This is a genomic window from Cellulosilyticum sp. WCF-2 (assembly GCF_003990395.1).
GTDB classification, from domain to species: domain Bacteria; phylum Bacillota; class Clostridia; order Lachnospirales; family Cellulosilyticaceae; genus Cellulosilyticum; species Cellulosilyticum lentocellum.
In genome coordinates this window covers 1,045,209-1,060,365 of the sequence record NZ_CP034675.1, presented here as the reverse complement: position 1 = coordinate 1,060,365, position 15,157 = coordinate 1,045,209, and the positions used below count along the sequence as shown (strand labels likewise).

Below are 15,157 nucleotides of genomic sequence, written 5' to 3'. Positions count from 1 at the left end.
TTTCTCCTCCTTATTTAATAAATCCTAGCAATGCAGCTTCATCCTCAAAGTAACCTGCATATATAACTAGTAACTCCTTCCATTCTTCAGCATTTATATAATCTCCCATCCCACCATATTTATCTACTTTACCAGATGCAATCTCCCGTCGCATATTTGCCAACTTATCTAGTGTGTATGCTGATATATATGATTGCTCAACTAATCTAGACATCCTTTCAGATAGATTATCCTGAAGAACTATCATTTCCCAATCTTTTCTTTCTAGTTTTCTTTTATGCTCATTGAGTCTTCTTGCAACATCATCTGTTCTTCCAATATATTTTACTTCTCTTGTCTCAGCAATTTCGTCAAATAAGGCATATACCGCAAACCTCTTTGTTTCATTGCCTGGCTTAACCTTTTCACCATTTGCAACTATTTTATTAGCTTTATCTACTAAACTAGCTAACAGTATATTTATATCTGCAGCATATTCTTCTAAACTAGGAATATCTAATGCTCCAGGAACTAAAACATCCGCTAGTCCATTAAATGAGATGTTTCCCACCTCTGAATATGCAATTTTCATTAACTGCATTCCTGCACGTAATGCAACTGAACTAGCAAACCTATAGGCAGCATCTGCCATGCTCATCGTTTCCATTGTTGCAGTTGATTCAGCTATGCTATTCATACCTGTCGGATCTGAATAAGTAATCGGATTCGCATTAGCATACATATATTTATGCAAACTAGCTGGCTCAAATAGACTACCTTCGTAAACATCTCTTGAGGCAAATACACCATTTCTTGGATTCATATACCTTGCTCTTAAGTAATAGAATCCACTATTAGCATCATACTGTTCCCCTCTATATAGATAACTATTTTCTGTATCACCTGTTTGACTAAGTAAATTACCAAAGCCATCAAATAAATAGGTATCTGTAATAATCCCTTTTGAGTCACTTAACATTCTTACATTTAGAAGTCCATCAAAAAGATAGTATTGCTTACCTGAAGAACGTTCTAAACTTATTAATTCGCTTCCATAGCAATAGTAGGTCACAACTCCTGTCTTATGGTTGGTTTCTGCAATCACTCTAGCTAATCCAGAGGTTTCAACAAGATACTGTATCTTCTCTGTACCATTGATATTCTTTTGAATGCGATTACCTTCCCAATCATACTCATATGTTTCTACTACTTTAACATTTTCTTCTTGCTTAATAAATTTAATTAACTTATTTTCAAGATTATATTGATACTCTGCTATTTTTTGCTGATTTTGATTCTTGCTTATTAAATTTCCATTTGAATCATATTGATAGGTTAGGTTTCCTTCACTAATTAATTGATCATTCTCATTATATGTATACTTTATTACTATACCATCTTGCATCTTACTCAGTCTATTACCTACTTTATCATACGTATAGGATATTTCACTGATAGTACCATTACTTTGAATTGTTTTTTCATAAATTAATCTATAAACTTCATCATACTTGTATTGTGTATGCGTTCCATTTAATTCTGTTATTTCTAATCTCTGACCAGCCTTACCAAGCTTCATTGTATAGCCTTCAATGCACTGTCCTTGATTATTGAAAACTTTCTCTTCTGTAAGCCTATTTAAATTATCGTAGATATATTGAACTACAATGCCATTTGGATATACAATACTCTCTCTGTTCCCATTTTGATCATAAGTATATTTTGTTATTTGTCCATTGTCCTCAACACTTGATAAACGTTCTAAATCATCATAAGTATAATTAATCGTTTGATTATCTACTTTAATCTGAGCTAAATTCCCTGAAATGTCATATGAATAAATAAACTTAACACCATCTGGATTGGTTTTTGTATATAGCTGTCCTTCTGAAGTATATTCGTAACTTGTTGTACCTTTTTCACTAATTACTTGTTTTATACTTCCATCATTTGTATAACTAAATAACGTAGCATCACCATTAGCTAAAGTCTTTTTAATTATTCTGCCATTATGATCATATTCATAACTTGTTTTACTGCCATTATAATCTACACTTTCTACCCTATTTCCAACTTCATCATATTTGTTTACAGAAGTCATTCCTAATGGCAGTATAGTTTTAGTCCTTCTTCCTAACTTATCATATTCATATTGAGTACTATGTCCATTTGCATCAATAACCTTAACTAAGTTATTAAAATCATCGTACTCATATTTCCACTTAGAACCATTTGCATTAGTAACAGATGTAAGTAAATTTCTATTATCATAAGTGTATAATGTTTTGTGACCTTCTGCATCGGTTTCTTCTAAAAGTCTTCCCATTTCATCATAATTAGCTTTGGTACTGGTTCCATCTGGATAAACTGTCTCTATCTTATTTCCATAGGCATCATATGAAAAACTATACTTATTCCCCTTAGCATTTATCATTGTAGTAATTCTAGATAACTCGTCATATTCATAATTAGTTTGATTACTGTAACAATCGATAATACTTGTATTTCTACCCAACTTATCATACTTATAAGTTGTAGTACTACCATTAGCATTTATTAATTCTGTAATATTACCTATGGCATCATACTTATATTGATTAATAGTTCCCTGATTGTTGTAGGTCCTACTTATTCTTCCTAACTTATCATATTCGTAATAAGTTACTTTTCCTCCTCGAGATATTGTTTTAGTATTTCTACCCTCTGCATCATATTCAAATTTTTCTATAGTATTATCAGGATAATAAACTTCTATTAAGTTACCTAAATCATCATATCGATATTCAGTCCTATTTCCTTTTGCATTGATAAATGCTGAAATTTTCCCTGTGCTATAATATTCTGCTCTTGAAACATTTCCCTCTGCATCAGTAACCTCTACTTGATTTCCAAGTGCATCATACTTTATAAACTTTGTAATAGTCTGCATTTCACCTTGGGAAGCTCCTGTTATACTTGAGCTTAATATATTTCCATTATCATCATAGGTATAACTTAATATTCTGTCTGTATCATCAACTTGTGAAATTATTTTACCATCTTCGTTATAAGTATATTGCACCTTTCTTCCAATAAGATCTGTAAATCCTACTAAATACCCATTTGCATCATATTCAGATTTTATTCCTCTTCCGTCATCATTGATAATAGCAGTTACTTGTCCTTTGGAATTGTAGTCATAATTCAAGATATTACCTTGCAAATCTTGTATTGTAGCAATCTTACCATTGGTATCATAAGTAGTTAAAATCTGTTCACCCAATGGATTCGTCATACTTATTAGCTTATTATCATCTGTATATTTATAGCTCCATACATCTCCCAGTGCATTTTGTCGTAATGTCTGATTACCTTTTGAATCATATTCAAATTTAGATACGTTCCCTAATGCATCAGTTATAGATAATATATGTCCTTCATCATCATAAGTCATCAGTGTGGTATTACCTAATCGATCTTTAACTACTTCCTGCCTACCTTCAACATCATGACTGTACTCCATTCTATTTCCTTTTGCATCAATGGAAGCTACCAAACGTCCATTTTCATCATACTCATTTCTAGCAATAGCAATTCCTCTTGGGTCTATAATTTGTGCTAGATTATGCTTATTGTCATAAATGAATTGCACTGATTGATCAAGTGAATTAATAACCTCTACTAAATCCCCGTTGTTATCATAAACATATCTTGTAGCATTACCTGCTAAATCAGTAGCTGATATAATACGTTCTTCGCTATCTCTTGTGAAAGTAATGCTTTTGCCTGTTGAGTTTGTGATACCGTTTTTGTCTACAGTAATTTGATTGCCATTTTTATCTGTGATGCTTTGAATGCCATTTTGTTTATGGAATATGATTTCAGTACCATCTTCTCTGGTGAGTTTAAATACCTGTGGATCCATAGGTTGGTCAAGATTAGAATATTCACCTTCTGGGAAGAACGTAGTAGTACCTAATCCCCCTGTGCATTCCATCGTCTTGTTACCCACTATTTCTAGCTTGACTTTACTATTGGTCTTACATCTATACGTGGCATCTACTATACGTATGGGTACAATAGGGGTTTGACCTTTATAGTCTATACCCACTTCGAAGGTATCACTTTTGCCATCTCCATAGGTGATGACTACATCATGGCTTTGTGTAGGTTGAAAACTATATTGAGTAAACATCCCTACTTTTTTACTGATTTGTTCCCAATTAGCGCCTAGTTCAGAGCCCTCGTACATTTGAATGCTATTAAGCCCCAATGTCCAACCAACGCCAAAATCCCCTTTCTGCTTATTAAAACTATTATAGTTTCTCGTCACAGACATATTCACGCCTGCCACATTAGCTGAAATATCAGTAAATCCAATAGACATTTGACCTATTTTCATATCACCAGCTACATGATAGGTAGTAGTTAATTTATTGATGGTTCCTCCCTTGTCTTCTGCAACAAGTTGTATTTCATACATACCATTTTCTAATGCTGTTGGATCAAATCTACCTAACACTTCATCTTCTTTTGACACTGATTCTTCTGAAAAAACAATATAATCTTCTGTTCCTTTTAAGCGATATTGTAAATAATATCTTTCTAGGGCTTTATTATCCTTGGCTGTCCCTATTATATCTATAGGCGACGTAATAGTAGCGCCTGGTTCTGGTGAATTAATCATTACCTCTGGTGGTACTTTATCTTCTGGATCAATAATGCGGCAAGTTATTGTTTCTCTTATTTCCTTGCCTTCTAATGTAATTGCTACAGCTTCAACCTGTACAATTTTTGCCTCTGTACAAGTAAATGTACCTACTCCATTTATTAGCTCAATTGGACTTCCATCTACATAAACAGTTATCGCTTGAACAGGTACACCATTAGTAATACCTGCTTGTACTGTAACAGGTGTTCCTACATTGGCTACTGTGGTTGATGTCATAACAGCTAATATAGGTTCTTTATTAATAATGTCACCTACAATGTATTTCACTATTATTCCTGCAGTATTACCTCCCATATCTTCTGCTATTAGCTTGATTTGATAAATGCCTTTTGGTAAATCTGCTGGATTAAATTGTCCTAATACTTGATTTGCCTTAGCTGATGTACCTTCTGCAAAAGTAATAAAATCTTCTGTTCCATCTGGTGCATATTGTAACGTATATTTTTTTAACTGCGTTTCATCTGTCACAGTTCCTATAATATCTATAGGTTTTGAAATAGTACTTCCCACCGTTGGAGATGAAATGTTAGCTATGGGATTTACTTTGTCTCTAGAGTCAACGACTTTACATATAGTAGTCTTACTACTCTCATTGCCACTGGTATCTATAGCAATAACCTTTATTTCTATATTACCAGCCTCATTATTGGAGAAATTAATCGTTCCTGGTGCTTCCATCTCCAATTTATCATTTACATAAACTTTAACAGATTGCACTCCTACATTATCTGTAACCTGAATCTTAGCTGTTACCTCTTCTCCAACTTCCACTTGCTCTTTAGTTAAGCTAATGGAAATCTTGGGTGCTTCTTCATCCACTCGTTCTATACATGATATGGTGTAATTCTTAGTTGCTATGTTGCCCGCTTTATCACTGGCATTAACCGTTATAGTGTTTTCTCCTATAACTAAATTTTCTATTGGAATAATTGCTTGAATAGGTAGTGATTCACCGTTACATACGAATTCAATCTTCTCCACTCCAATGTTATCCGTTATCTGGAGAGTCGCATATGCTGTTTCTCCTTGATAATAAAGCTCTTTATCAAATGTCACATTAATTACAGGTTCTTCTTTATCATTACTTACCACAACTATTTTTCCTGATGAAGTGTAAGTTCTTCCTAAATCTGAGACAATAGTTGCTGTAAATAAATAAGTCCCTGTTACAGAGGTATCTATCACGTATTTTCCAGCGTCATCGATAGATACTGCCTTATTGTTTAATGTATAAGTTGCACTACGAATGTTTTGTATGCCTGTTGTTTTGACTTCAAAATACGCTGATTCATTTTGAAGCGTACTGTCTGATGAAACAGTAACTGACACACTTGGTTCAGCGCTGTAAACTAAGATAGTATACTGCTCACTTTTCTTATTTCCTGCTGCATCCCATGCATTAACTTCTATGCTATTTTTACGAAGTACTAGATTATCAATTACTATACTTGGTTCTATAGCAAACTCTTTTCCATTACAACTAAATTGTACTTTCTCTACACCTACATTGTCTGTGACTACTAATTGAGCAGTTGCCTGATCTCCTTCGTAATAGGTTGACTTATCAAAAGCTACTTTGACAACAGGTGGTTCTTTATCCTTAGACACTACGGAGATTGTCTCCGTGGCACTATAAGCTTCCCCTGATAAAGTAGAAATAGTTGCTGTAAACCTATATTCTCCTAGTTCTGAGGTATCTAAGTGATATGTACCATTAATAAGTTGAACTTCTTCTCCATTTAATGTACAGGTTATAGATTTAATTTTGTCTTCGTCTGTTGTTTTAACTAAGAATGAAGCTTCTTCATTTTGTTCTACGATATTACTTGAAGCTTTTACACTAATCGTTGGAATAATGGTATAGACTTCAATCTCATATTCTTTCTTATCAAAATTACCTTTTGCGTCATAAGCATAAGCAGTAATATGATACCTCTGGTCTTTCCCTGGCATCGCTAAAGTGAAGCTTCCATTCGCTGAAACTTCTATATCTTGACCATCTGCTTGCACTTTATAGCTTACTATTTCAGCTTCATTAAGCGACTTAATTTGAGCATTTATGATTTGCCCTTGTTCAGCTCTTTTAGGTAAACTTACAAAAATGCATGGTTTATTACTTTTATCACTGCCTAAATGAATATTTTCATCACTCTTAGTTACATTAAGCACACTACCATTGAGTAAAATATCATCGGCATAGATGGCTCCCCTTAATGTTGTATCATATGTATTAATGGTCACCTTTCCATTAGGTGCATATAATAATCCATTAACTTGAATCTGAGAACCATTTATTGTAATATTACCTTCCTCAGAATATAAACAAACACTTCCTTCTCCAGAGAAACTCATTACATTATAATTAATGTTTCCTTTTGCAATAATGGTGCAATTTCCTTTAAAAGTGGTTCCACTAATGTCTACATCCCCATTAACTTTAATGGCTTGTTCAATGATATTTTGATCCTTAATATACGATATACCTTCATCATAAACCCTACATTCTCCTGCTGCTTCTAGAATGGCATCTTCTAAATCCGGCATTTCTAAGGATTCAACTTTTTCATTAACTGCATCTACTTCTTTCTTCCAGCCTGCTATTATTGCACTTCCTGTTGTATCAATACTACCTGTTACATATAATTCTGAAACTTGACTTTTAAAATCATTCCCTGTATAAATATCACCGATAACATTGCACTTCCAACCACTTAATGTCAAACCATTAGATGGATGTGCTGCAAAAAGGGCATACTTTAATTCAATCTCTTCTGGCAAGCTTGCTGGTACTGTAAGTGTCCCCTCTGTAATTTCTGTCAATACTTCAGATAAGTTTTCACTTTGATAGCTTACTTCTATTTGATAATTATAATTTTTTTCTACTGAAAGCTCTTGTAAAACAAAATTATATCCAATGCTATCACTCTCTCCTACATTTAAGCCTTCCTTAGAGATACTTGCTTGTGAAGCGTCTAATAAATAAATACCTTCTTCAGTAGCTATTTTAATCTTTACATTCTTAGCATTACCATTTCCAATATTAGTATAATCTAATTGAATATGTCCTTCCCCATTTTGAACATCACTGTTTCTTAAAGCTAGTTCTATTTTAGGTAAGTTAGCTTCCTTATAGTTGTACTCATAATGAAGAACACTAGAAGTATTATTAGCTTTGTCTAACGCTTTAACATGGATATAGAGTGTATCCTTCATCTCATATTCATCAGGTACTACTACTTTAAAATGACCATCTTCTGTTTCTATTTCATTGTCAGGTATGGTGTCCGGCTTTTGGTCAATTACTATAGAATATCCTTTTATTCCCGACTCTAAATATACAGCCTCCACATTAGATTTCATTTTTTCGCCTGTATCTGGGTGAGTTGCTTCAACATAATATTCATAATCATCACCTAAGTCTTCAGCTTGCAAATCAAACTCCAGTGATTTAGTAACATAAGATGCCTTTAGATTAGATAGCTTAGGTTCAGTAGGTGCACTTAAATCCTGCCCCATGTGATCTACCCAACTAGTTTGAGTTGTTTTTTGTGCTAAGTAGTAGAGTGTGTTCATTAAAAGTTTTTGTTCATCCTCAGTAGCTCTTCCATTAGAATGGCCCGTTTGAATCATGGCGCAGTTATTCCACGTAGTAAGATAGAATTTGTCATCTGATGTAAACTTCATCCATATATCACCATATGGTGTCTGATATGAAATATGTGATGATGGTATGCTTAATATATCCCCAACTTCTCCTATCTTGTATGGATAATTAGTTAATAAGCCTTTTTTTGAAATTTTTATTTTATTACCGCCTTGATTTGCTACAGGCCCCAACGTTAAATTAACATAATGTGCTAGTGCATTAAAATAGGTATGACCTATATAACTATTAATGGTATCATGCCCGAATAATACACCTTTACCTGATTCAATATATTCCTTCATTACATCTCGACTATTTTCATTTAAATCCCAACCATTATTACAGTCCCAGAATCCAAAAACAATAACATCATATTCCCATACACTATTAGGATCTTTATTAAAGTTAGACATACTTATTGCATCACAAGTTATCTTTCCTTCTCCATATTGCTTTACCCATCCTACTAATTGTGGTGTATTAGGATATACTTGCAATACTTTTACTGTATCATTTGCAGGAATACTCTGATACTCAGAGTCTTCCACTAAATCATTCTTATGTTTTTGATAAATCATATAAGAATAATTAATACCCTCTTCTGGTGAATTCCAATCTAGATTAATGCAGTTATTTTCCATGTCAGGCTCTGCACTTAGTGTTACGCCTTTCTTAACTAAGTAACCTGGTACTACTACATCAAAAGTTCCTTGTTTTGTGTATACTTCTGTAAGTTCACTATTATAATAGGTGAGTGTAATCTCACAGGCATAGGTCTGCTCTACTTCAGATATAGGTACTGTTAATATCCATGGCTTAGTAACTGATTGTCCACCCTCTACATCCCCCATTTCAATCTGTAGCTGTGAACCAGTTGTGGAGCATAGACTATCTGTACTCTCGATAAAAGCCACTACATTTTTTGCTTCAATATTAGTGACATTATTACATTTAAGATTAAGATTTACTTGATTATCTACTAGATTTTCTTGACTAATCTCTAGCTCTAGATTTGGTCCAATCTCTTGTACCACTTGCGATGTTGCCATTATTGGTAGTGTGTTAATATTCATTGATGTAATGATTAGTATGACCGACAAAATCTTTGCCAATTTTCTTTTTAACTCCATAATAGCCTCCCTTATATTTTTTAATATTAATATTATATCAAATATTTTAAATTTAATAAATATTTGATATAATATTGCAATAAAAACAGGCTATTTCTAACACTAGCTTTTACTAGTACTAAAAATAGCCTTTCTTCTACTTCCTAAATAACACAATTAACTTCTATTTTTGATAACCACCAAATGTAAATCATCCATCCAAACTAATAACTTGATCTATACAAAATACTCTTACATCATTCTTCCGGAAGCCATACTCTCATCTGATTAAGCCCCCGATTGCCCCACGTATAATAAGGAATAAGGGTAATCTTACAAGGCTCTACTTCCGGACGCACAGTGGAATAAAGTAGCTTGCTATCACTCACCTTATACCCATCTACTTTAATCTCAACAATACCATTTAGTTTTTCAGAGCTATAAGCTTTAATCTCTCCCTCTTTCTTTGCTCTCAAACTAAAGACATCTCCAGCATTATCAACCCCCTCAGCGCAGTAGACCAATGGTCCTCTTGAAAATGCCACCTTGCCACTATCAGCTGTAATCTTGCTAGAAGCAAAAATACGTTTAATGCTCATATCAAAGGTTACAGTTATGATATCCTCTGCTGTGAACGCCTTAGTAAGATAAGCATATCCGTTTCTGATCTCATAATCGGCTTTCTTTTCACCTAGCATGATGCTTGTATTTTCACTCCAAAGCGGAAGTCTGATTGCAAGGGTCAAATCCATAGATTCATTAGCTGGCTCAAATCTATAGAGAACCTTATTCTCATAAGGGTAGCTGGTTTCAACTTTAATTTTGCCGTGTGAAGTATCTGTCAGGTCAAGAGTTCCCCCGATGAACAAATGAGAATAAACCGTGTTTCCTCCTTCACTCCATGCATATCTTCCGATAGAGGATAAAAGTCTCGCTACATTGGGAGGGCAGCATGCACAAGTAAACCACTTTGGACGCTGTGGCAGTGCATGGCGGTGAGTAACGGCTTCCCCAGATATGCCGGGTATAGCCTCTAAAGGATTGACATAAAAGAATTTTGTACCATCTAGCTGCATGCCTGCAAGGACACAGTTATAAAGTGCGCGTTCCATGATATCAGCATATTCATTGTTCTTTTCAAGGTCAATCATCTTTCTTGCGAAGAAAATCAAACCAATTGCCGCGCAAGTCTCTGCATAAGCTGTATCATTGGGAAGGTGATAGTCCTTGGTAAAAGCTTCTCCCTCATAAGCTGAACCAATAGCACCTGTCACATACATTCTACACTTAGTAATATTCTCCCAAAGTGTCTCACAAGCTTTTTTTAGACTTTCATCACCAGTCTCTGCTGCCACATCAGCCATACCTGTGTAAAGGTAAACTGCTCGAACGGCATGCCCAACGGCTTTTGTCTGTTCCCTTACAGGAAGATGATTTTGGGTATATTCCTTATTGTTGCAGTCATTACCCCAAACAGTCCAGTTATAACGCTCACTTTCCTTTATAAAATAATCACTATCCACACCTCTAACGTCAATAAAGTGCTGAGCAAGACGCTTATACTTCTCATTTTTCGTAAATCTGTACATTCTCATCAGAGCAAGTTCAACTTCAGGGTGTCCTGGATATCCTGGTACTTCATCCTCAATAAAGCGTTCATAAATATGGTCTGCCATACGACACATTATATCAAGTAACTTTGTTTTCCCTGTACATTCAGCATAAGCAACGGCAGCTTCCATCATATGCCCAGCACAGTAAAGCTCATGTGCTTCCTCAAGATTAGTCCAGCGCTTGTCCGGTTCTTTCACAGTAAAGTAGGTATTAAGATACCCATCCTGATGTTGCGCACGGCCAATTAAGTCAATCACCTCATCACAGCGTTTTTCAAGCTCTTCATCTGAATGCATTAATAGTGTATAAGCAGCGGCTTCAAGCCACTTTGCAACATCACTATCTTGAAAGATCATTCCATAAAAGGCTTCATCACATTTTCCCGTTTCAATCACCTTTGCTGCTATTCTAAAGTTTTCTATGGCATGACTCTTTTCAGCATCCTCAATTTGATCGTTTAATACCTTTTCCTGATAGGGCACCACCGTATCCTTAATAAGTGCTTCGTAATATCCAAAAAATTTATCTGTAACTGTAAATTTCTTTAGCATATCATCCATTTCTTATCCTCCCTCATTAATCTTATATATGTATAATATTCCTTAATGAAGGTAGATAACATGGATTATATTCCACAATTTATGTATTTTTTTCTGATTTATATTAAATCTGATTTATATTAAGTCTGATTGCTATTAAATTCTTGGGAGATAGACATTTCTAAATTTCTGAGGAGATATTTCATTTTTACGTTTAAATACTTTGCTGAAATAAAATGTATCATAAAATCCTGTCTCACTTGCAATTTCAGCTACTGACATCTCTGTTTCACATAGCAGCCTCTCTGCTTTTCTTATTCTCAGCATCGATTGATATTCCTTAATTGTCATGCCCGTTTTCAGTTTAAATAAGGTACCAATGTATTTGTAAGTCAGCCCAACAGCTTTTTCAAGTTCCTCCGCGGTAAAATTCCGACAGTAATGCTGCTCAAGGAAATCAATGACTCTTTGTGTTCGCCTATCCTCCTTTGAACTTTCAACTTTGCCTTGTGCAATATCAAAGCTATGCAGGAGAATTTCCCACAACATGACATTTGCTCTAATCATATCCGTTGCAACTGCTGACTTAAACAGATCGATTAATTTTTCAATTTCCTTTTCAAATTCGTTGCCAATTGTTAAATTTAAAAGCTTAGGAACGGTTATATAGCAATTGAAATCCGATGGTGATAAATATTTAGGACCACCATAAATCCTATTATTTTTCAGCTGTGGCATATTTAAAGGGGGTTCATCATTATAGAAATGTATATAATACCATGCTGTCCCACTTTCAAAAGGCTTTTCTCCCCAATGATGCACGCCACTCTTTAAGAAAAATAAAGTGTGAGGCGATAATTCATATATAGTGCCATCTTCCACTATTTGCATCCCGCCTTTTAGTACATAAATAAGAACATTAAATTCTGCAATTCTATCGCAATGCACCATTGGTTTGAGAGAAAGCCCAAAATCTGCTTCACCCACTAGTGGTAACGAATTACACGGAATACGACAAAGGTGAGTCGCTCTATTCATGTCTTTTCTTCCTCCTTTACGATGTGCTTTATACCTATTATTCGATATGTCTATTATAATCATTTTCTAAATAAAAGACTATTTCTAACACCAGTAAGGCTAATATTCAACATTATCTTATTTTAGATATTGGTATGAGCGAGGTTTTATTACTGCTTAACCTATTTTTTGTTAGATAGAAAAATGCTTACACTAAAAGAGGCGCTCTCAAAGGTTGCTTTACCTTTTAAGAACGCCTCTTTTAGCCATTCATTTTTTTAAAGAATGAATGATAAAGTGTATATTTTAGATATTCTTATTTTATAACTGAAAAGTGATGACTTTTTGATTATCATGTGTTGTTTATCGGAACTCCAATATTTTTTATTCTTATAGGATATCTTACTAATACCTTATTTCCAATAATCCTGTAATTAAACCTCCATTTTGTATATATTTTAATCCTCTATGCTTTGATGGCTTCCATACCATATACTTAAGCCAATTATATAACTTGTAAAACTAATCAAGCTAAATATTTGAAGCCTATCTGCTAGTTGATTTAACTTAAAAAGGTCTAACCATGCCTCCCCATAGACTAATAAATTGTTTGACCTATCCATTACACTAAGAGGGTGGGCTATTGACTGATTAAATATAAAAATAACCCCTATAACTATAATCATTATGCCCATAGAAGTTGTTCTGGTTACTTTTTTCTTAGAAACCTCCTTAAAATTCAAAGAATAAAAAAGTATACTTGCTAATAAGAATATATTCACCTTAATATTCGTTGGTAATGGTACATCTACTGGTATAATTAAACCCTCAAATTGAGCAAGCCAAATTCCCGTTTTATACATCAGTATACTTGTTATAATATATATAACACCTGTAATTTGAGCTATTAAAATACATCTTCTAGATACTTGGTTATCCATGATTTCCCCCTGTATGATTACATATCTCTTTTATATGCCGTAATGCATATAGCCTTGGCGCAAATGGTAATATGATCGGTAAAAGTATCATACTCCATACACCTAATATTGCTAATATTCTTATATGAGGTAAACGTGATAATATCATCATAAATGTAAAGCCTGCTGGGAAAATACTGATCACAATATAAATAATACTTCCTACCGACTCCTTCAGCCACTTCTTAAAACCTTTTATCTCTTCCTGCTCATTGTCAGCATCAGTTCTTTCTTGATTTGTACTATAATAAATTAACTTTAAAACGAAACCTATACAAAGCAGTGGAAAACCACTAAGTACTAAAAATTCTCCTGGCATATAGCCCGCATGTGGATTCTGTGTACTTGGATCATATCCAGGGCTGGGCATAGAAATACTAAGGAAACACAGAAAGGCCATTAAATCATTGTAAATAACCAACCATAAAAATCCCCAAGATACAGACTTAGGACACCTTACTTTCTTAATGATACACCCTAGCGTAAGAATAATTAAAAATGCTATAAAGCCTATATCTAAATTCATAGTACTATCCCCTCCCATTTTCTCTTAACCTACTGCTATGCCACACACTTAAACCGACTACGAAATCTATAAAACTGCTCAGACCAAATACATTCAAATGCAATTGTACTTTAAATATTCTTATATTTCTGAATTCATTTTACTCTATTTAGCATTAAAAAGCACTCCTAAATATAGTTAATAATTTAATTTTTTGAAACAAAAAATCACCTATCAGGCAACTAGACTTGCTAGTTCTAATAAGTGATTTTCGTCATACGCTTTTATCTTACACTATTTATACCGTTTCATATAATAATCTTTATTTGTATGAATCATCCTTTAAGATTGAAATAATGTCATCACAAAACTCCTTATAGTTTGGTGGAAGATGCGTACCATCTTGAGTATACCCTGTATAAGCACATAATGAGCCATCTTGCTTTTCAAAAATAAGCTTCCAATACAATGAACCTGTACTTTCTTCTTCCTCTCCGCTATAATTATTTTCCCAATTATAAATCTCATACTTTTCAGGTAGTTTTTCCACTATTTCTTTCTGCTTAGCTGATAGTTCATGTGCGGTAGCATCATCTAAATACCACTTACTCTCTACTAAATCAAATATAATGTTTTGCTGAAAAGTACCCTCATTATATACCATAGCTATCTTATTAAAATGATCGCCTGTTTTAATACTACCTTCTGCTGGGGTATCAAATATTTGAAACAATTTTGTTTTACCATCATCTATATAGTATTTAGCCTGTGATTCTATGATTTCTCTTACTTCTTCACTTGTAAATGATCTCACCTTTAACTCATAGTCTTGTATAAGCTTAGTCACGTCAATTCCTTCAAGTTCTTCCTTTGTAAAGCCATAGCTATCTATCATGAACTGTATATCCTCTACACTTTGGTCACTCTTTTGGGTTACTATTTCATTTTTATTTTTCACTTCTTCACCTTCATTTTTTATTGATATTGCCTTGCATCCATTTAATGACATACATAAAACTAAGCTTAGTAAAATACAAATTTTATTTTTTTTCATCTT

General features: G+C 33.9%; 6 protein-coding genes. All 6 read right to left on the bottom strand.

What is annotated here, in order from left to right:
* Window positions 1-10 precede the first annotated feature (10 nt).
* Window positions 11-9,466, bottom strand: coding sequence for an RHS repeat-associated core domain-containing protein (locus EKH84_RS04675; RefSeq protein WP_127065360.1), 9,456 nt, complete (start codon window positions 9,464-9,466; stop codon window positions 11-13).
* Between the two features lie 236 nt (window positions 9,467-9,702).
* Window positions 9,703-11,619, bottom strand: a complete 1,917-nt coding sequence (locus EKH84_RS04670) for a glycoside hydrolase family 127 protein (protein ID WP_127065359.1) — start codon at window positions 11,617-11,619, stop codon at window positions 9,703-9,705.
* Window positions 11,620-11,754: 135 nt separating this feature from the next.
* Complete coding sequence (locus EKH84_RS04665) at window positions 11,755-12,636, bottom strand: AraC family transcriptional regulator (RefSeq protein ID WP_190283488.1); 882 nt, start codon at window positions 12,634-12,636, stop codon at window positions 11,755-11,757.
* Window positions 12,637-13,073: 437 nt separating this feature from the next.
* A complete protein-coding gene (locus EKH84_RS04660) occupies window positions 13,074-13,556 on the bottom strand; it encodes a hypothetical protein (RefSeq protein ID WP_127065357.1) in 483 nt (160 codons plus the stop codon).
* Complete coding sequence (locus tag EKH84_RS04655; protein WP_127065356.1) at window positions 13,549-14,121, bottom strand: hypothetical protein; 573 nt, start codon at window positions 14,119-14,121, stop codon at window positions 13,549-13,551. The genes EKH84_RS04660 and EKH84_RS04655 overlap by 8 nt, the downstream gene beginning before the upstream one ends.
* Before the next feature lie 301 nt (window positions 14,122-14,422).
* Window positions 14,423-15,154 carry a hypothetical protein gene (locus tag EKH84_RS04650; protein WP_127065355.1) on the bottom strand — a complete coding sequence of 244 codons (732 nt, stop codon included), beginning with the start codon at window positions 15,152-15,154 and terminating at the stop codon, window positions 14,423-14,425.
* Window positions 15,155-15,157: the final 3 nt, after the last annotated feature.

Excerpts from the sequence above, each read along its gene's own strand:
- EKH84_RS04675 (WP_127065360.1), bottom strand. The coding sequence starts at position 9,466 with ATGGAGTTAAAAAGAAAATTGGCAAAGATTTTGTCGGTCATACTAATC.
- EKH84_RS04670 (WP_127065359.1), bottom strand. The coding sequence starts at position 11,619 with ATGGATGATATGCTAAAGAAATTTACAGTTACAGATAAATTTTTTGGA.
- EKH84_RS04665 (WP_190283488.1), bottom strand. The coding sequence starts at position 12,636 with ATGAATAGAGCGACTCACCTTTGTCGTATTCCGTGTAATTCGTTACCA.
- EKH84_RS04660 (WP_127065357.1), bottom strand. The coding sequence starts at position 13,556 with ATGGATAACCAAGTATCTAGAAGATGTATTTTAATAGCTCAAATTACA.
- EKH84_RS04655 (WP_127065356.1), bottom strand. The coding sequence starts at position 14,121 with ATGAATTTAGATATAGGCTTTATAGCATTTTTAATTATTCTTACGCTA.
- EKH84_RS04650 (WP_127065355.1), bottom strand. The coding sequence starts at position 15,154 with ATGAAAAAAAATAAAATTTGTATTTTACTAAGCTTAGTTTTATGTATG.